At 35.6% G+C, this 18,547-nt stretch carries 18 protein-coding genes and 1 pseudogene; 1 reads left to right on the forward strand and 18 read right to left on the reverse strand.

Translation table 11 applies throughout. The features are described from left to right. Nucleotides 1–3: 3 nt before the first annotated feature. From NSS82_RS30465 to NSS82_RS30530, 14 genes and pseudogenes are all read right to left on the reverse strand, one after another. Complete coding sequence (locus NSS82_RS30465; protein WP_076272269.1) at nucleotides 4–792, reverse strand: ABC transporter permease; 789 nt, start codon at nucleotides 790–792, stop codon at nucleotides 4–6. Between the two features lie 5 nt (nucleotides 793–797). Continuing rightward, entirely contained in the window at nucleotides 798–1,775 is a 978-nt protein-coding gene (locus tag NSS82_RS30470; RefSeq protein ID WP_076272268.1) for an ABC transporter ATP-binding protein, read from the reverse strand. Between the two features lie 91 nt (nucleotides 1,776–1,866). Beyond that, on the reverse strand, nucleotides 1,867–2,340 hold the full coding sequence (locus tag NSS82_RS30475) for an NUDIX hydrolase (RefSeq protein WP_340961224.1): 474 nt from the start codon (nucleotides 2,338–2,340) through the stop codon (nucleotides 1,867–1,869). Between the two features lie 28 nt (nucleotides 2,341–2,368). After that, nucleotides 2,369–3,100: an SDR family oxidoreductase gene (locus tag NSS82_RS30480; protein ID WP_178944180.1), complete on the reverse strand. Its 732-nt coding sequence runs from the start codon at nucleotides 3,098–3,100 to the stop codon at nucleotides 2,369–2,371. Between the two features lie 20 nt (nucleotides 3,101–3,120). After that, complete coding sequence (locus NSS82_RS30485; protein WP_076272265.1) at nucleotides 3,121–4,185, reverse strand: hypothetical protein; 1,065 nt, start codon at nucleotides 4,183–4,185, stop codon at nucleotides 3,121–3,123. After that, a complete protein-coding gene (locus NSS82_RS30490; RefSeq protein ID WP_076272264.1) occupies nucleotides 4,172–4,717 on the reverse strand; it encodes an AAA family ATPase in 546 nt (181 codons plus the stop codon). Before NSS82_RS30490 ends, NSS82_RS30485 begins: the two co-directional genes overlap by 14 nt. Then, complete coding sequence (locus NSS82_RS30495; protein WP_076272263.1) at nucleotides 4,714–5,736, reverse strand: hypothetical protein; 1,023 nt, start codon at nucleotides 5,734–5,736, stop codon at nucleotides 4,714–4,716. Before NSS82_RS30495 ends, NSS82_RS30490 begins: the two co-directional genes overlap by 4 nt. 3 nt (nucleotides 5,737–5,739) lie before the next feature. Further along, the gene (locus NSS82_RS30500) at nucleotides 5,740–6,705 is read right to left on the reverse strand and encodes a phosphotransferase (RefSeq protein WP_076272262.1); all 966 of its coding nucleotides are present in this window, start codon (nucleotides 6,703–6,705) and stop codon (nucleotides 5,740–5,742) included. Nucleotides 6,706–6,717: 12 nt separating this feature from the next. Beyond that, entirely contained in the window at nucleotides 6,718–7,497 is a 780-nt protein-coding gene (locus NSS82_RS30505; RefSeq protein WP_076272261.1) for an SDR family NAD(P)-dependent oxidoreductase, read from the reverse strand. Nucleotide 7,498: 1 nt separating this feature from the next. Continuing rightward, the gene (locus tag NSS82_RS30510) at nucleotides 7,499–8,785 is read right to left on the reverse strand and encodes a DegT/DnrJ/EryC1/StrS family aminotransferase (RefSeq protein WP_081386558.1); all 1,287 of its coding nucleotides are present in this window, start codon (nucleotides 8,783–8,785) and stop codon (nucleotides 7,499–7,501) included. Between the two features lie 402 nt (nucleotides 8,786–9,187). Next, nucleotides 9,188–10,482, reverse strand: a pseudogene (locus NSS82_RS30515) (IS110 family transposase). A 213-nt stretch (nucleotides 10,483–10,695) separates the two neighbouring features. Then, nucleotides 10,696–11,517 carry an HAD hydrolase family protein gene (locus NSS82_RS30520; protein WP_076272260.1) on the reverse strand — a complete coding sequence of 274 codons (822 nt, stop codon included), beginning with the start codon at nucleotides 11,515–11,517 and terminating at the stop codon, nucleotides 10,696–10,698. A gap of 8 nt (nucleotides 11,518–11,525) precedes the next feature. Next, nucleotides 11,526–12,737, reverse strand: coding sequence for a methionine adenosyltransferase (locus NSS82_RS30525; RefSeq protein WP_076272259.1), 1,212 nt, complete (start codon nucleotides 12,735–12,737; stop codon nucleotides 11,526–11,528). 36 nt (nucleotides 12,738–12,773) lie between these two features. Then, complete coding sequence (locus NSS82_RS30530) at nucleotides 12,774–13,838, reverse strand: inositol-3-phosphate synthase (protein ID WP_076272258.1); 1,065 nt, start codon at nucleotides 13,836–13,838, stop codon at nucleotides 12,774–12,776. A 484-nt stretch (nucleotides 13,839–14,322) separates the two neighbouring features. Between NSS82_RS30530 and NSS82_RS30535 the strand changes: the two genes are divergently transcribed. Continuing rightward, nucleotides 14,323–15,057 carry a helix-turn-helix domain-containing protein gene (locus NSS82_RS30535; RefSeq protein WP_076272257.1) on the forward strand — a complete coding sequence of 245 codons (735 nt, stop codon included), beginning with the start codon at nucleotides 14,323–14,325 and terminating at the stop codon, nucleotides 15,055–15,057. Nucleotides 15,058–15,380: 323 nt separating this feature from the next. On the opposite strand, the gene NSS82_RS30540 is transcribed toward NSS82_RS30535, so the two are convergent. The 4 genes from NSS82_RS30540 to NSS82_RS30555 form a co-directional block, all read right to left on the reverse strand. After that, nucleotides 15,381–16,169 carry a Shedu anti-phage system protein SduA domain-containing protein gene (locus NSS82_RS30540; protein ID WP_076272255.1) on the reverse strand — a complete coding sequence of 263 codons (789 nt, stop codon included), beginning with the start codon at nucleotides 16,167–16,169 and terminating at the stop codon, nucleotides 15,381–15,383. A gap of 157 nt (nucleotides 16,170–16,326) precedes the next feature. Further along, nucleotides 16,327–16,677, reverse strand: a complete 351-nt coding sequence (locus NSS82_RS30545) for a helix-turn-helix domain-containing protein (protein WP_076272254.1) — start codon at nucleotides 16,675–16,677, stop codon at nucleotides 16,327–16,329. A gap of 256 nt (nucleotides 16,678–16,933) precedes the next feature. Then, nucleotides 16,934–17,719: a TrmH family RNA methyltransferase gene (locus NSS82_RS30550; protein ID WP_076104864.1), complete on the reverse strand. Its 786-nt coding sequence runs from the start codon at nucleotides 17,717–17,719 to the stop codon at nucleotides 16,934–16,936. A gap of 41 nt (nucleotides 17,720–17,760) precedes the next feature. Then, nucleotides 17,761–18,420: a potassium channel family protein gene (locus NSS82_RS30555; protein WP_036685517.1), complete on the reverse strand. Its 660-nt coding sequence runs from the start codon at nucleotides 18,418–18,420 to the stop codon at nucleotides 17,761–17,763. Nucleotides 18,421–18,547 lie beyond the last annotated feature (127 nt).

Here is an 18,547-nt window from a genome sequence, read left to right on the forward strand (position 1 = left end):
GGTTCAGCCTCCTGCCACGACAAGCTTTTTAATCCCTCTTGTCCATAGGATTTGACCAAAAATAAACAATAATATAATCCAAACAAGCTGTTTACCGTAAACAAATAAAATTTCTTCTATCGTCAATTGCCCTAAATATATTTTGACTGGCGCAAAATAAATGACATCAAACGGAGTAAACCTTATTATTTGATTGATCCAATCAGGCATAAACCATAATGGAAGCATCGTTCCTGTCAACACACCTAAAAAAACATTTTTAATTGTAGCAATGCTCCAAATGTTAACAAACCAAAAGGACAATACCGAAACGATATAACTTATGTTGTAAAGAATTAAGAATCCGAAGAACACGGTTAACACAACATGGATGAGTATTAAGCCTGATGCAGGAGGAGAAATGCGAAAGAACAACAAGCAAATCAGTAAAGTGGGGATAAAGAAACAAATTATTCGAAATATATTATTTCCTAAGGTTTGAAACATCGACTGCATATTCACATTTAGAGGCTTTAGTAGATCCGTTGTAATTTCACCACTGTGCACTTTATTTGCGATCATAAAATCGTCTACATTAAGTGCATTGGATATAGATAAACCAATCACCGAATTTGTTATAACCATGGTAAAAGAAATTCCGTTAACCTCCACATTTCCGCCATATAAAGCATCCCATATGGAAACATTTACAAATATCATAATCAATGTATTTAATATTCCAAAATAATAATTCGCTCTAAATGACATATTGTTAGAAAAGCTCTTTTTCAAAATTTCTATGTAAGGTTTCATTCCAATTACCCCCTCCCATAGATTTCTCGAATAATTCCTTCTATTTCGGGTTCTTCAATTGTTAAGTCCATAATTGAATGTTTGGAAGAAATGTCAGAGATCAGCTCTGAAACATTTATTTCTTTCGTAAATACAAAAGATTGTTTATTAGGATTTTCAGTATCATTTATAATTCTTACGCCATTGTAGGCAATATCCTCGTCATACTTATCAGAAAATTCGATAACGAGCTTTCTTTCCTTCCCATATTTTTGTCTCATATCATGAAGGCTACCATCATAAATGAGCTTTCCCTCATCGATAACGATGATTCTTCTACATGTTTTTTCAATGTCTTGCATATCGTGCGTTGTAAATAGTAAAGTAGTGTTCCGTTCTTTGTTAATAGTAGCGATAAATTCACGTATTTTCTCTTTTACTACTACATCAAGACCAATAGTGGGCTCATCCAAAAACACAACTGAGGGATTATGCAAAAAAGCGGCAACAATGTCAGCGCGCATACGTTGTCCCAAACTTAATTGGCGCACCGATTGCTTTTCGAATTTATATAGCTCCATAATATCGTTAAACATGTCCATATTCCGTTTATACTCGTTATCCGGAATCTTATAGATATGCTTCAACAAATCAAACGTGTCCATAATTGAAAGGTCTCTCCAAAGCTGACTCTTCTGACCGAAAACGACCCCTATTTGGCTAACAAACTTTTTCCTATCAATATAAGGGATATAACCGTCTATATTTATTTCCCCAGAATCAGGGTGAAGTATTCCAGATAGCATCTTAACCGTCGTTGATTTACCTGCTCCATTCGGGCCAATAAAACCAACTGTTTCACCATCTTCAATAGTAAATGAAATGCCATTAACTGCTTTTTTAATCTCGTAATTTGGATAAAAGACGTTTTTAAAAGCTCCAGCCAGACCTTTAGAACGTTTAGCAATTTTAAAACTTCTTCTTACATCCTCAACTCTAATCATAAAATGCTCCTCTTAGAATTTTGATATTTGTGAGAATAAGATTTCAAAATAAATACTATTATCAGATCAACTATTGATAGCCATAAAAATACTATTCTATATCCAATGGTTGATTAGGAATGTTACCTTCAAGAATATCCTTTATAAGATCACCTAATTTGGGAGGGGCAAATACCTCGTTCGACTTAATTATCTCTTCTATATTCCACCAATAATATCCTTTTAATGTTCTTTTTTCCTTATCAGTCATATTCAATAATGTAACATCTGAATCGTTAATATTTATTAAATAGTATCTTTCATAACTTATAAAATCCTTTTTTACACCGTTAATAACAATGGATCTTGTCCAAACCCACGGACCTATCTCATCTATATTTGCTCCTATTTCTTCAAAAATCTCTCTTCGTAATGCCTCTTCAAATGACTCATTATCTTTAAGCCCTCCCCCAGGAGTCACCCAAAGTATTTTTTGATCCTTTACATCCTCGAACTTAAATTTGAACAACAAAACTTGCCCAGAATTATTCATAAGAATTGCACGAGCAGAATTTCTAATATCCATTGTTGCTATTCTCCCTTAGATAGATTAATTAAATAACGTGAAAACCACCATCAACAAAAATTTGTGTTCCTGTAATAAAACTAGCTTCATCCGAAATTAAAAACTGCACAACGTTACTGATCTCTTTTATATCACCCACGCGATTCATAATATTTTTACTTATTATATGTTTCGCTTCTTCCTTACTCTTTATTCCATATGATGTTTTAAATTTCTCCTCTAATCTTTCAGACCAAACAGTTCCACATGATATTAGATTCACACGAATTGTTGGTAACTCATATGCTAATTGTTTTACTAAAGAAATCATCGCTCCTTTCGAAACACTGTACGGATAGTACCTGCTTTCTGCAAATGAACCGGCAATTGAACCAATAAAGACAATTGAACATTTATCACTATTATGAAATAAATTAATCAATTGATTAATTAGTAAACAAGGAGAAATTAAATTAATCATTAAACTTCTCATCCATTCCTCAACCGTAGCCTCAAATCTTGGTCTCTTAGAATAATGAGCTGCACAATGAATAAATGCATTAATATTATCAAATTTATCCTTGACACATTTAACAGAATCATTAATTGCAACGATGTCTGATAAATCTGTATGAATATAATGATAATGAATCTGTTCCTGTTCGTTAATATTTTCAAAAGTAGATGAAAAGGAGATGTCAAGATTTATGACATTCCATCCCATTGATAAATATCTCTTTACTATACTTAAACCAATTCCATGTGAACCTCCAGTGATCATAATGTTTCTTTCGCAATTAATCATCTCAATTCCTCACAAGGAGATAATGAATTCGTTATGTTTTTTGCTATGGACAATACATCTAGTAATATTTGATCTGAATTTTTCCCTTCCATATAATCAAATAACATAGCGATTTCCTTTCCAGAATTAATAATCAGATTATTCCTTAAATTATATATAAATTGTTCAGCCAAACCACTTTCTAACATTTTTTTACTTAATAAAGTGTCTTGTAAACCAAATAATTTTAATGGATTATTCATATTTCGATAACGTAAGATTCCAAATAACCCCTCTAAAGGACTTGGGGAAATGTGGAATCCATTTAAAAGTATACTTATTTTGTTTAGTCCTAAGTTTTTTTCGTTTTTAAATAAATAATTTCTTAGCGAACCCTCGCTGGCATCCTGAGGATTAAAATTGCCGATAATTTTTTCGCATATTACTTTATAATCAGTATTAGATGTGCATTCTAATACTACCATTGAATTTTGCTCTCTACGAAAGTGTTCTACTTGTCTTGGATGGAACGCATTAATAACACCATACTTTACTCCCTCTTGTTCTATAGATAACAAATAAGTACCATTTCCTAGTTTAATTGAACCTACTTCGTGAGCAATTTTCTCCAAACTCTCTGCTGTAAAAAAGGTGAACCTCTGTAGAAAATCATATGCACCAACAATGATGTGATCACCATACAATTTCTTCACTCTATTTTGGTAAATGTGCGACATATGCGATAGCCCCAATCTAGAACCAATATTCAAGATTGAATATTGGTTCTCAACGATTGAATGAAGTCGAATATATTTATCGTTAAATACGTGTGCGGCATTAACCGATATGCCGTTTTCACTAAATGTTTTAAGAGTGTGCCAAATTATTTCCTCTGTCTTTATTCCCTCTCCGATCTCACATATTTCTGGCTTTAAAATAACAAGAAATTGGTTCATACAAGAATTTGAATCATTATCTTCTACAGTTCCCCAATGTATGAATTCACTAGCTACTACTTGTTCACTCTTACATTTTATTAATGCCGAAAATATATTTCTGGCTGATGTTTTACAATCGTACATGCTTTATTTCCTCTTCTCGTAATAAAGTAATTAAATAATTTACAAAATCATCCATATCTTTCTTTCCTTTAATCCTTACTACTTTCCGATACCCTTTATATGTTGAGAACTTTTTTTTAAATATAAAATATTGTTTTATAGTATATCTAATTAAACCATTTCTAGAAAAAACAAAAGAAAATGATTCTTGATTTCCTTGCCACAACTTCTCTTTTTTAACAATTCTTTTTAGGCTTCGTTTCATTACTCTAAATAACAATACACTTAGAGAAGATTCCAAATAAATTATTGTTTCCGAATTTTCTATCATAATGTCTTCAATTTGCCAATATGCTCCATCAATAATCCATTCTGGATCCAGTATTATTTTTTTTACATCATCTCTAAACTGTCCATCCGCCTTTCCAACCCAATTTTCTAGCCAATAAATTGAATCTAGCTCATACATTGGAGTTCCTAAAGCGTCATTTATTTTTACACTTAAAGTGGTCTTACCAACACCAGGAGGACCAATTATCCAAATTTTCTTCATTTTATAACCATTTCACTTTCTATTAGCTCATCTATTAAACGTATGCTTTCATTTAAATCCCAAAAATTCTGATTCAGTTTATATGCGAGAACTTTATTTGCAACATACTGAATATTCTGTTCAACTTTTTCTTCACTTATTTTATGAAAAAGATGTTCAAAGTCACGAAAATGTCTATTGATATCAACTTCGTAGTTTTCTCTTAACATGTCTACTATTTCTTTGTTACTTAACCTTGTTAAACTAGTCGTTTCATCTACAAATTCACTAAATATTATTAAATCAATCTCAGTAATTGGAAGTAGGTTTCCTCCAAACGTTTGCACAATTTCTTTAGGATAAAAAAAAGTATAATTATCCCTAAGCTTTATTGTATTAGAAGGGTGCGTCAGCTCAAGTGTATTTCTGTTGATATTAACATTTAATGCACGAAGTGCTTCAAATGAATCATTTCTAACTGAAACTGCTCTTGGCCATCCATAGCCAACAAGCTTCCCATCAATAAGCCTTAGAGATAAATCATCGTTAGAAATAAAATTAGCTTTTTGTGTTGTAAGCAAACTAAGTATTGTTGTAGTTTTACCTGATTTTTTCGACCCCATCACACATATTCCTTTATCTTTATATGTAAGTACAGCTGAATGGTAATAATTCATATCTTCTTGAATAAATTCATTCCTTACTATATCTCTAACCAGTCGTATTACTTGCTGAATCTTCCAAACTATTTCATTGGGCTCAATAATGATAATAGTTTTTTCACTTGATGATAATAAATACTTTCTGGTTGGTTCATTGGGATAATTAACTATAATTTCTTGCCAATCACTAAATTTTGCATGATCAATACTATTAATATCAAGTACAATTTTCCAAGAAGTATTTACTGGCTCATCTACATATTCAGAATAGTAATATGGTGAAATACTATCGACAATTTTGTCTAATAAATTCCTTGATCCGTATAAACTCACACAAATCCTCTCTCTGTATACCTTATACCAAATAAAATCAAACATTTTTCAAAAAACCTCCTTCATCTCGGTACACAATTGATTAACTCCATTAATAGACCAATTTAAATACCACTCCAACTTATCTGGAGCTAAATGAATATATTCTTTGATTTTTTTTATATTAGGTACCAAATAAAATATTATTGTCGGAAAAACACTCATTTTTTCTGCATGTGTTAACTGAAATTCACTTAAATAATTGAGAAATTGATTCTTACATAAATGGAAAGATCCTCTCTTTTTTCTCGAAAGAAATATAGCAGACATTGCGATATCATAGACCCTAGGACGTATGCTTAAACTATCCCAATCTATTAAACTAACTAATTTATTACGATTAAAAATCATGTTTTGGCCTTGTATCTCACCATGAGATGGTACCATTTTGAACTCATCATACTCTTGATCATCAATTCTTGAAACTATATAATCAATATTAGAAAGTAAAAGTTTAATAACTGAGCAATCAACATTTTGGGAATATTTTTTAATCGTCTCAGTAAATTCTAAATATTTCTCTGTCGTACATTTGTACCAATTATATATTTCGTTTTTATGACTTAAAACTTTTAAGTAGCCGTTTAAGCTGTTCGAACTCCAATCAATTTGTTGGAGTCTTTGAAGAAAACTTGCAACTTCTTTAAGTTGATCATTATTACCTAATTTAAAATTCTCTCCAACGATAAATGTAGACAGAGACCATAGTTCACTATTTTTTTGAGTAAAATAATTACCATTGATATTTGTAATCAATCCGTTGTTAATCTCATTATTATTTAAATTGGGAACTATCTCCCTTGTCCATTGAATCCAGTCTGAATCAAATTCTCTATTGATTTTCTTTAATACATAGTTACGCTTTCCATCCGATATTTTCCAGACGATATTCGTACTTCCTGATTGTAATATAGAGAATTCATTAACAGTTTTGATATCGTAGTAATCTCCTAATACTTCAAAAATATTATCCATTTAAGCCCCCGCTCATTGAGCCGTATAGCCACCATCAACAATAAGATTCTCGGCAGTAATAAAACTAGCGTCTTCCGAAGCCAAAAATAATACTGCTTTTGCAATTTCTTCTGGATCAGCTACTCGTTTCAACATATGTTTTCCACCAATATCCGGATGCTGGTTCGCCGCTTCACGATCAAGATCTTCACCATATTCTAACTTGGTGTAATATTCATTATTTTCAGTCCATACTGTACCCGGACAAACATTATTAACACGGATATTGTGAATAGCCAAATCCTGTGCCATGCAACGTGTCATATTTACTAAAGCACCCTTAGTTGTGTTATAAGTAAGATATCCGGGTTGAGCGATAAATCCAGAAATGGAAGCAATATTTACAATTGCCCCCTTACCAGCTTTAATCATCTCTGGTACTGTATATTGTGCACAAAGTGCATAACCAACTACATTAGTCATAAACATGTCTGTCCACTCATCCACAGTAGCTTCAATACCCTTAAAAATAAAGCATGCAGCGCAATTTACTAAAATATCAACAGAACCAAAATGCTTTATTGATAGATTAACCATTTCTTGAATTGACTCTTCCTTTGATACATTTGCGTAAACAAACAAAGCAATGAACCCACTATCTTGAATACTCTTTTCTAATTTTTTTCCTCTTTCTATGTCTATATCTGCTATTACTACATTTGCTCCTTCTTGTGCAAATTGAAGAGATACAGCTTTACCAATTCCTTGACTACCACCTGTTACAATTACAGTTAACTTTTCAAATCTTTTCATATTATTTTTCCATCCTTTTTTTTAGTTGATCAATATTGTTCTCAACTTTTTTGAAGGCATTAATAATAAGGTCTATATCACTGTCCGATATTTCAAAGTAAGGAGGCAATCTCAAAGCTCTATTAAAATAATCCTCACTATTTGGATACTCATCCGATTCATCTATAATGAATGCATCACTCTGAAAATTACGTAGTAGAAATTCCCTATTGTCCTTTTTAAATATGTATTCAATGTGTAATGGTCTTGTAATAGACTTAAAAATGGGCACTCCCTCTGCATTTAAAGCCTCAATAAATATAGAAATAGGTAAATTCCCCACTGTAGAAGGGCAATATAAAACTTTGAAACTATAAAATGAACTTTCGACAATATCCCCCTCTATTTCAGGCATTTTAATCGATTTTAATTCTTTCATTTTATTACTAAGTTTCAATAGTACCCTTCTTCTACTAGATAAATTCTGTTCCATTTTAGGAAATTGTGTGTTCGCTAAAGCAGCGGCAAGAGGATGTATCCTAAAATTAAATCCTAATCCAGTAGAAAAATAAGGTCTTAATTCAGAATCTGTAACATCTTTCTCTGATCTAATCACTAAATAACTAAGAAGAATGCACTTTTCGTATAGAGTTTTATTTTTAGTTACTAATATCCCCCCTTCTCCTCCTGTAACCAATTTTTTTTGTTGTAAACTAAAAATGCTCATATCTCCTACTGTTCCCGTTAATTTGCCTTTATAACTCGCTCCCAATGATTGGGCACAATCCTCAATAATATAACAATTGTATTTTGTTGCTAACTTTTCAATTCCAATTAGATTTGCCGCATAACCATCCATATGAGAAACTATGATTGCTTTTGTCTTATCGGTGACTTTCTGTTCAATAAGTTCCACTGTTGTTAGAGGTGAGTTAGCCCCAGAATCAACAAACACTGGTTTTACACCTAAATGCAATAATGGCATAATTGAAGCAGGGTAAGTATAAGTTGGCGCAATTACTTCATCACCAGCCTTTAGTCCGAGAGCCAAAAAAGCCAAAAATAATGCCGAGGTCCCCGAATTTAGTGCCAAACAATAAGGAACTTGCAAATACTCTCTAAAGTTTTCCTCAAGTTTATCTATTTCATCAGTTTGAACATTATAGGAAATTTCCCCTCTATTTAAGACTTCACTAATATATGCATTATCCTCAGGTGCTATCTTAGGCCATTCATACTTCAACTTATTCTGAATAGTTGATTGCCCACCGTATAGGGCTAGCTTATTATCGATGGATGACATAGCCATACTATCTCCTCCCACTATAAATTAATAATTCCTTTTGTTTACTCACTCGTTCTTAGATTTTCAACCATAGACTTTTCGAGAGCTGGAGAAGTCTTGTAAGGGTGACATTATTTTCTGGTGAAGCCGGTGGCGGGAATAGAGATTGGAGGAAGTTGCCCCCAACCCATGGATCGTTCCTGTGATCGCACTTTGGATATCCACACCTGACTCTTGACGGCTTACCCTCCCATGTCACGCGGGGTCAATGCCCTTACATTCCTTCGTTCTGTCTCTCAAGAGGTGGATGCCGTTTTTTGCTCCTTTACAGGGTCGTTGCCCTTATGGAATAGATTCCTGCCGCTTCTCCGTGCTTCCTTTGTCTTGGTTCTTTCATTCCGGTGAGAAACGTGAGTTCGGTTATTCTTAAGCTGCCAACTGTAACTGGGCCTGACGTCCCGGCCCAAAAAGGTCGTTTGCATCGTACGGAATTTGCTTGGTGCCTAGCGTATGCAGGACACGTATGAGTTTCCCGCACAAGGCCACGAGGGATTGCTTTTTCTTCAGTGGATTCTGACTTTGCTTCGTGAATACTGGTGCAGCGCCTTGAACTCCGCGTTCTTTGCTACCATGGGCATGACCGCCCGGAATAGCAGAGCCCTTAAGCGCGCGCGTCCACGTTTAGTAATGCTGGATTTGCCTTTTTTCTTTCCGGAACTGTTCTCTTTGAGGTTCAGTCCGGCCAGCCGAATAATCTGCTGTCCATGCTGATAACCGTTTAGATCCCCGACTTTTGCCAGAAATCCCGCCAGCGTCCCAACAACCACGCCCGGCACTGTAAGCATTTCTTTCGTACCTGGAATTTGCACGAGTAGACGTTCGACCTCAGTCAGAATTTCTTCAAGCTGCCTGGCGAACATTTCATACTGCTCCAGAAGCGTTTTAATCTCGATTTTGGCGGTAGGAAGTCCATTCTGTCAGACCGATGGAACGTCTCCCGTTTCCATAAGGTGCTGCGCTCGCTTAGCGCCTACAGCCCGGTTCACGTCTTTCTTCCACCGCTGAACAATAGCTTCTGTGCCTAGCTCTACGACTTCACCTGGTGTAGGAAACTCGCCCAGCGTAATAAGCGAGGCTTTGCCTTCCCAGTCTTTAAATAGCTCTGTGTATTCTGGAAAGAAGCGATCCAGCCAGTTCTGTACCCGCCTTTGCACCTGTCCGAGATTCACCATGATCTTCTCCCGAAGATTCATGAGAATCAGCAGATTTGCGTAGATACTCGTCGGTAGTTTGGGTTCACTGTATTTCCCGTTTCGTGCCAAGTCGGCTATGACTTTTGCATCTTTATAGTCGTTTTTCGTCGGTGAGTTATCTTCCAGTTCTTTGCTCTTGTGCACATGATGCGGATTGACAATGACTAAAGGAATACCTTGTTGTCCCAAATACTCCACCAGGGTGAACCAGTAGTGTCCAGTAGGCTAAATGCCAAAGAGGACGTCGCTCTTGGCATGCTCCCGCTGAAGCTCTTTCATCCACTGTACCAGCTGCTCCATTCCGGCACGGGTATTGGAGAACACGCAATTCTTTCCCAGTTCAATTTCCCGGAAGTCGATAGCTCGAGCAACGTGGATTTCCTTAGCGATGTCTGCGCCTACGACAAGGGTCTTGTCAGAAATTCGTGTAATTCGTTGATTCTGTTTCTTCGATTGTTTATACTTCATATTGAGCGTCCTCCTTTTAATTCGGGCAGTGAATGGACACCATTCCATGACCCAGCATACAGGAGGCGCTTTTTTTGTTCAAATCTCAAATTAATTCATTATAGGAATGGCTCCTTTTCATATTTGCATAATTACTGATTCACACTTTCTATTTTTGTATTTGTAATCGATTCATAGTAAACTAATTCACGATACTTTTTATTTGAAAATTAGTTACATTTGCAACAGAAACGAACCTACTGATTCCTTTAAATGATAATCAGCTATTTCTATTACCTGATCTACAGATTCACTAACTGCTATCCCAAATCCACTACCTTCAAGCAGACAAATATCATTTAAATAATCCCCAAATGAAACTGCGTTCTCAATTTTTTTTTCAATGGAATTGAGAAGGAAAGTTACACCTTTAGCTTTCGATTTATTATCAACTTCTATTTTTATACAGTCCAATAAATTCAATCGTTTCATTTCAACATCATTGTTCTTAAGTGACGAAATTATTAATACCTCAAGTTCCAAATCTCGGTTCTTTTTGGGAAAAACGTAAATTCCTGAAATATTTCCAGGACTTAAGCTCTGCAAAGGTAATACTTTAATACTTGATCGAGGTATCTCCTTAAATATCATACAATACTTAGTTGAAGATAATATTGTATTAGCATACAAATACCCATCCATTTCAATTACACAATCCGCAAAATCTTTTATATCCGTATATAATTCGTTAAAATAATTCGTATTTATTACATTAAGCACTTTATATTCTCTAGAATTTCTGTCAAATAAAGTATTACCATCATTACAAACAAATTTGGGATAGAAACACTTAAGAAAATCAATTTTATCCACCATAACTGTCATTGATGACAAACTTCTTCCTGTTGCAAGAATGCATACTATTCCTAGATTATTCAAGTGCTTCAAACCTAAACTTACATTTGAATACTCTTTTCCTTCACTATCAAGTAATGTACCGTCTAAATCGAATATAGCAATTTTGTGCTTTAGCATTAATTCTTGTATATATTTCATATTAATTATCACCACATAGTGATTCCGTCAAAAATCAATCTTTTCGTAATAGTTTCTATGGTATTTAACTTTTCCCTCACAATCTGTTCAATTAATTGAACATCTTCCACATTTTCTTCCCAACCCTGAACTCTGACAAGTATTTCATCTGGATTGGTAAGAGGAGATTCTTTGGCCGTAAATATATGAACCTCAACAGGCTTACTTAATATAGTATAGATTTTATCAGCGATATCTTGAGTCAACACACCATAAATTTTCCCGGTATGATCCATTGGATTCTTCCCCGCTGGTGCTTCAATACTCATAGAGCGCATTGGAGTAATTAATCCATTAAGACGATTACCTCTCCCGACTACACCAACATCTCCAGTGTCTGCAACGGATCCTAACGCAGTCAGATAAAACTTATTATTTCTATCTTGAGGATTAATCATTAATTCTGGTTTAATCCCTACCGTATTTTCAATAAATGTTAAAATATCCCTTTTAATTTCATCTTTCCGTTTATAATAATAACCTTCATCCTTTACATAACTTGCTATAAAAGGGATATTTGCAATGATTTTATATTCATCTCCATGTCGACTTCCAAACACCTTTACATCCCATCCTATGTCAGGATTAGCTTTTTTAAATTCCGTTCCATTAATATATTGTTCTCCATATAGAACCATCTTTTCTAAATTACTTAGTGGTGCATGTGCAGAAAGCAAGTTACAGTCATTCGATACCTCTGTTTTTGTATCTAAGTCTACAAGGTCATCGATAGTCATTGGTCTGTAACGAGAATTCGCTCTTCCTGCCCCATGATAATCAACTATTTCAATAGAAAGCTCCACATGTTCTTCAGGAATAAATCCTGTAAGTACTTCTTTTAACACATCTGAAGCTGCTTCATAAAAAATATCGTATATTGGAATTTTATTTTCCCCAAAATAATGGGCACCTTTACCCGCAAAGATTAATTTATATGGCTTCGTTATTTTTCCATACCCGAAACTAATATCCGCTTCCCCACCAATTAACATAACTTTATCAAACCAATGATGCGCCACACGTCCGAAATTTTTATAACAATACTGAGAATAATACATCGATGCTCTTTCGGCTATCGCATCACAAATGGTGTCCGGATGACCAACACCTTTCCTTTCTACCAATTCGAAAGGTAGATTTTCCACGCTCGTTTCTTTTTTTGATGAAATATGTAAAGTCATCTCACTTCACCTCTTATTTTTATAGATTTAAAATTTTTATTTTGAAACTATGAATTCATTAATTAACTTGTATGCAGTAGATTCATTTGCCCCATACCTTGGACTTTTGAATAACATTGGGCAGACATCATCAATTACTCCGAAAAGGCCCCGATCAATCGATAACTTAGCTAGTCTAACGGCACTTATGATAACTCCCGCAGAGTTAGGACTATCCTCGACCTGTAATCTTATTTCAGTTGAAATTTGCGACCCTAATACAGAACTCCCCTCTATTCTTAGGTAGCACACCTTCGTATCACCAAGATACTCCACATATCCATTAGGGCCTGCTGCAACCTTACTAGCATCAATCCCTGCAGAATTTAATGCATTACGCTTAGATTTTTGTTTGCTAGCAGAACGAGTTGGTGAAGATAGATTTAAAAAGTCAGCATTTCCACCGAAATTTAACTGATAGGTATTTACAACTTTCACTCCACGGGAATGCAACAGCTCTATTAATGCCGTGTGTAATGTTGTTGAACCTAAGTGACTACGGATATCATCTCCTAATAAAGGAACTCTATTAATCATAAATAAATTCTGCAATTCCGCATCCTGTGCTACTGGCTCTGGCGTTGCATTTATAAAAGCAACTTTTGCATAAGCAGCAGCACGAGCATAATTTCGTACTGCCTCATATGAGCCTGTCGGCAAATAACAAACTAAAACGTCCGCCTCTACTTCTCTTAATCTTTTCACTACATCATCCATGCCAATTTCTTTTGTCCTAGAATCCGCAGTGATAATTTCAGACAAATTTCCTGATATACCATCCAAGAGAGGTCCTGGTTCAACAACAACATTACAATAAGGAACACTAACATGTTTTATAGCTACATTAGGAGAAGTAAAGATTGCTTCAGAAAGATCCTTGCCAATTTTATTGACGTCCACATCAAACGCACAGACAAATTCAATATCATTAACCTTGTACCCACCTATATCTCCATACATAACTCCATGAAACTTTGAATCATCCTCATTTAAAGAAGCCATTTGAACTAGACTCGAAGCACAAGACCCAACACCAGCAATTGCAACTTTTACTTTTTTCATCGATTTAAACTTCCTTCCAATTAAATTATTATTTTTCTTTTGTAATGCCTACTAACATAACTTCAAAACCTGTCTGTATTCTTCTAAACCATAGAATAGAACCAAATAATCGAATCTAAACATAAATTACATTTTCATTTGAGGTATCTAGTATTTGCTTTATTTAACACAATAATATAGGTATTTTCTTTTGTTGAATCGCTTTCAAATTATAATTTATAAAGCAATTCGCCAACTAGAAATAGATTTAAACATATCCATTATAATAATGGCATCACTTCCTTTATCTTTAAATAATTCTTCCTTAGTTAGATATGTATTACCTTAAACTTAATCAAAAGCACCACTACACATATTCTTCTCGCAGTGTTATAATTTTACAACATACTAAATTTATCAATTATACATAACATAAACAATATATTCTGTGTAATATTAATAGATGTAAATTATGAATATTCATGAGGTGCATGGGGGGAAGAGTGTGAAAGTTAAAACAATCATGAAAGGAATAATTTTATTTCCAGGAGAATTTGAAAAATGGACTACTCTAAAAAATGACTTTATTTATATTAAATCTGAGGGTAAAATTGATTTTTTTTTCAACCGATATCATACTGAAATATTAGAAAATATGTCTGGGCTATTTCAGTGTTGTTATGGATCTTTTACCATTCAAAACGTTAGTAAATCCCCCGTCTATTTACAAGGAATTAAATTTTCTTGTGAAACTAAATTACACAAGGATTTTTTTGCCACTGTGTTTGATGAATCCCCGTTTCAATCTATAATAGTTAATGACCAGTCATGCGAAAAAAACAGTGCTCACATCATAAAAATTTTAGAAAACTTTCAAAAACCGCCACATTTTCAAAAGAACGTGTACCAAATTGATCCAAGATTAATTCAAGTTAACAGATTTATTAGAAAAAATTATGATTCAAAAATATCCCTTCAAAACTTAGCTGATCTTGCAGAAGTACACCCTACATATTTAAGTAATACTTATTCCAAGGTATTTAAAACATCCCCGATTTATTTTGTTAACCAATTGCGTATGAAAAAGGCTAAGGAGCTGCTAAAACAACCTGATTTGACAATAAAAGAAATCGCATTAATTATTGGTTACAATAGTTTGCCACAATTCAGTTTGATTTTTAAAAGATTTTATTCAAAATCTCCAACCCAATATAGAGAGGAAATATTAAAAAAAACGTAACTACTCAGCACTCTAAAAGATTTCCAACATATCGGAAAATTATTCAACTTCACAAGTCGGACAAATAGTTGGAATAGTATCAGATAACTCCACAAATTTCACTTTGAAGTTTGACCTATTTCTGTTTTAATGCATAGCAATAAGTCTTCAGTGTGTTGTTGCTTTTACCTGTCTGATCGAGGTATTTTAAATACTTCATAACAGGACCAACTGGAACACCTACCTCATCCAACAGCAAATATCTCTTTTTATTACCATTAAGAATTAATTTAAAGGTTGCTTATAACACTCAGACCGAAAATTTAATCTATATACCTTATTAGTTAATAGTATTTTTCGATAACCCTATAGCTATTTTCCAAAAGATTTTCGTAATGTAATATTTTTGTATTTTGATTTGATTCGAAATCACGTTTTAACCTATATGTATACTCATTAAAGTCCTTACGAAGTCCTGCAACTACAGCATAGTGTATTCTGGTTGAGTCGTAGTCACGAAATTCTTTAGGCAAGTCCTTACCAGGACATACATATTTATTTAAGATTTCCTGGAGTGAACGGAAATTAGCCTCCATATAAGTTACCCAATCATTAATTTGAGTCAAACCATCACGAAAAGCCTTTCCTAATTGCCCCTCAGCTAATGTGATTTGTTTATTTGGATGTTCAAGTTCCACAAACATAAACTCATAACCCCCAGATCGCTTTCCGATGAGAAGGTAATCAACCTCGTACAAGGTGCCTAGTTTAAACTCTGGGATAATGAAAGCCTCGTGATGTCCAAAATTGGTTTCTTTCAGTATTGAAGCAATAATAAAATGTGCGTTATTAGTTCTTATCCAATTTGCAATTTTTGATTCTGTAGCATCTATTTTATGAATCTCATTCTTATATTCTTCCAATAGCGCTTCAAGTCGTGATCTATCCAGCAAGTCTTCCCAATCTAAGTAATTATTAGGGAATAGAGTTTCAAAATGCCTAATTGCCTTGTTTTGCGCTGGTATTTCATCTATAAACTTAGCTCTCATTACAATTTGTGACTCCATAATTAGTCTATGTTGCATTGAATCTTCTTCACTTAATTTCGTATAATCAGTCTGGTAAAGTCTCATTCCGATGTTTCCTCCTTATTAAGGATATCTAATTCTAATCTTCAAGTTCATATGTAAAACGAACACAATGTTTTATTCTGTATTAAATTGACATTCTCCTGCCCGTTAGCTTAATGAAGCCATGAGGGTCTAATACTCTATTTCCTACAAATTATCCTTAAGAAGGTTCGTTGTTGTATTTATTATGTAGTTGTTTTTGCTTGAACTTTGCAACTGTTAATAATTCAAGTTGATCACTATTGTTTAATTCTTTAACAATCTGCATTAATTCACTTATTGTATTATTCAAATTCCCAGTAGTAGAATATTCCCTCCCAGTCAAGAACCATTCATACGAACAACCAAAAACAGTACAAATTGAAATAACTGTCTCTATAGCTGGCCTGCTTTTTCCAGACTCCAGATCACTAAGGCTGCCTTGAGAAACACCGATTTTATTAGCGAAATCCGTTTGATTTAGATCATGAATTTTACGTAACCGTTTAATATTTGTCCCGATAGTGTTCATTTTAACCGCCTCCATACTACGTTATGTGCCAAACATTATTCCATGAGTTTTCAAACCCAAAATCAGTTTCAGCCATTTAGAGCACCTTTGATAATGCTAAAGAAGAATCATAAAAAAGTCCTGATAAATCAAGGGTTTCTTGACCATCAGGACTGAGATACTTGTGCCAAAAATTATTACAAACCTGTGCCAAACTACGTTCCAAACGGTGACAAGATGACTTACAACTCACAACTACGTTCCAAACGGTGATAATTTATCCCCGCTGTCTCATTCCCTCAAACAGCAAAATCGTCGCCGCCATTGCGGCGTTCAGCGATTCCGCGCGGCCTGCCATCGGGATGATGATACTCTTGTCCACGAGACGCGCCGTTTCCGGTGAGATGCCTTTACCCTCGCTGCCAATCAGCAGCCACTGGGTGCCGTGGAAATCGTGCTCATAGCACGATTCTTCGCCCTGCAGCGAAGTGCTCACCAGCAGCGCCCCATTTTCCCGGGCCTGTGGCAAAATCTCACTTAACTCTCCCTCCACCACCGGAAGATGGAACATCGAGCCCATCGTGGACCGGATGGTCTTTGGATTATAGAGGTCGGCACAGCCTTGTCCGAGGATCACGCCGTCTGCTCCCGCTGCATCCGCGCTGCGGATAATGGTGCCGACATTGCCGGGATCCTGCACGCCGTCCAGCACAACCACAAAACTGTCCTTCTTCGCTAGGATAGCTTCTACAGCCTGCTGTTCCTTCCGCACGATGGCAAACACAGGCTGCGGCGTATTGGTGCTGCTGCATTTTGAGATGATCGCCGCCGAGACACCAATCACTTCCATTCCCTGAACAGCCTGAAGCAGCCCCTTAAGTTCAGCTGGCATTCCCTTGTCGAGGTCATAAGCAAGGCATTCCACATCTGCTTCAGCCAGCAGTGCTTCCTGAACCAGGTGAACGCCCTCTACGATATATTTACGAGCCTTGTCACGATGCTTTTTCTCCTGCAGCCCGGCCCACTCTTTAACCCGCGTATTTTGCGGAGACATGATTTCCATAAAGTCTTCCTTTCTTCTGCCTTGCCATTTATTCTTTGTTCCTACTGATACGCCATCTCCAGCTTCGTCAAGTTATCCTTATGCCCAACAATAACAAGGATATCTCCATCGATCAGGCGATCTTCTGCACGGGGAGAGATGTTCATCTCTTCACCTTGGCGGATGGCCATTACGTTGCAGCCAAATCTTGCGCGGATGTCGAGCTCCTGTAGATTTTTTCCGAGCATCGGTCCGGATACCTTCATATCCAGAATACTGTAGTCCGGCGACAGCTCAATATAATCCAATATATTAGGCGAAGCAAGATGATGCGCAACCCGCATTCCCATATCCCGTTCAGGATAAATCACCTTGTCCGCACCAATTTTGCTTAATACTTTGCCGTGCAGTTCACCTTTGGCTTTTGCCAGAATTGCAGGCACACCCAGGTCTTTTAGAATAAGTGTTGTCAGGATGCTAGCTTGAATGTCCTCGCCAATGGCTACAACCACCACATCAAAATTGCGAATACCAAGGGCACGCAGCGCCTCCTCATCCGTGGAATCTGCAGATACGGCATGAGTTACAATACTTGAAATCTCCTGTGTTCGCTGCTCGTCAGCATCAATCGCAAGTACATCAAACCCCATGCCGCTGAGCGCCTTAGCAACACTAGATCCGAAACGCCCCATACCGATGACGGCATATTGTTTTTTGGCCATGTCTATGTACCTCCCGTAGCATTCTATATCTCAAACAGTATAGCATAAGCCAAGAAGAAACGTCATTGCCGTCCTTTATGGATGACAACCGTTTCTCGTAGAAATATAAGGATGATATATATGTGTC

This window comes from Paenibacillus sp. FSL H7-0735, assembly GCF_038008505.1.
Classification (GTDB): domain Bacteria; phylum Bacillota; class Bacilli; order Paenibacillales; family Paenibacillaceae; genus Paenibacillus_AQ; species Paenibacillus_AQ odorifer.

Excerpts from the sequence above, each read along its gene's own strand:
- NSS82_RS30465 (WP_076272269.1), bottom strand. The coding sequence starts at position 792 with ATGAAACCTTACATAGAAATTTTGAAAAAGAGCTTTTCTAACAATATG.
- NSS82_RS30470 (WP_076272268.1), bottom strand. The coding sequence starts at position 1,775 with ATGATTAGAGTTGAGGATGTAAGAAGAAGTTTTAAAATTGCTAAACGT.
- NSS82_RS30475 (WP_340961224.1), bottom strand. The coding sequence starts at position 2,340 with ATGGATATTAGAAATTCTGCTCGTGCAATTCTTATGAATAATTCTGGG.
- NSS82_RS30480 (WP_178944180.1), bottom strand. The coding sequence starts at position 3,100 with ATGATCACTGGAGGTTCACATGGAATTGGTTTAAGTATAGTAAAGAGA.
- NSS82_RS30485 (WP_076272265.1), bottom strand. The coding sequence starts at position 4,185 with ATGTACGATTGTAAAACATCAGCCAGAAATATATTTTCGGCATTAATA.
- NSS82_RS30490 (WP_076272264.1), bottom strand. The coding sequence starts at position 4,717 with ATGAAGAAAATTTGGATAATTGGTCCTCCTGGTGTTGGTAAGACCACT.
- NSS82_RS30495 (WP_076272263.1), bottom strand. The coding sequence starts at position 5,736 with ATGTTTGATTTTATTTGGTATAAGGTATACAGAGAGAGGATTTGTGTG.
- NSS82_RS30500 (WP_076272262.1), bottom strand. The coding sequence starts at position 6,705 with ATGGATAATATTTTTGAAGTATTAGGAGATTACTACGATATCAAAACT.
- NSS82_RS30505 (WP_076272261.1), bottom strand. The coding sequence starts at position 7,497 with ATGAAAAGATTTGAAAAGTTAACTGTAATTGTAACAGGTGGTAGTCAA.
- NSS82_RS30510 (WP_081386558.1), bottom strand. The coding sequence starts at position 8,785 with ATGGCTATGTCATCCATCGATAATAAGCTAGCCCTATACGGTGGGCAA.
- NSS82_RS30520 (WP_076272260.1), bottom strand. The coding sequence starts at position 11,517 with ATGAAATATATACAAGAATTAATGCTAAAGCACAAAATTGCTATATTC.
- NSS82_RS30525 (WP_076272259.1), bottom strand. The coding sequence starts at position 12,737 with ATGACTTTACATATTTCATCAAAAAAAGAAACGAGCGTGGAAAATCTA.
- NSS82_RS30530 (WP_076272258.1), bottom strand. The coding sequence starts at position 13,838 with ATGAAAAAAGTAAAAGTTGCAATTGCTGGTGTTGGGTCTTGTGCTTCG.
- NSS82_RS30540 (WP_076272255.1), bottom strand. The coding sequence starts at position 16,169 with ATGAGACTTTACCAGACTGATTATACGAAATTAAGTGAAGAAGATTCA.
- NSS82_RS30545 (WP_076272254.1), bottom strand. The coding sequence starts at position 16,677 with ATGAACACTATCGGGACAAATATTAAACGGTTACGTAAAATTCATGAT.
- NSS82_RS30550 (WP_076104864.1), bottom strand. The coding sequence starts at position 17,719 with ATGGAAATCATGTCTCCGCAAAATACGCGGGTTAAAGAGTGGGCCGGG.
- NSS82_RS30555 (WP_036685517.1), bottom strand. The coding sequence starts at position 18,420 with ATGGCCAAAAAACAATATGCCGTCATCGGTATGGGGCGTTTCGGATCT.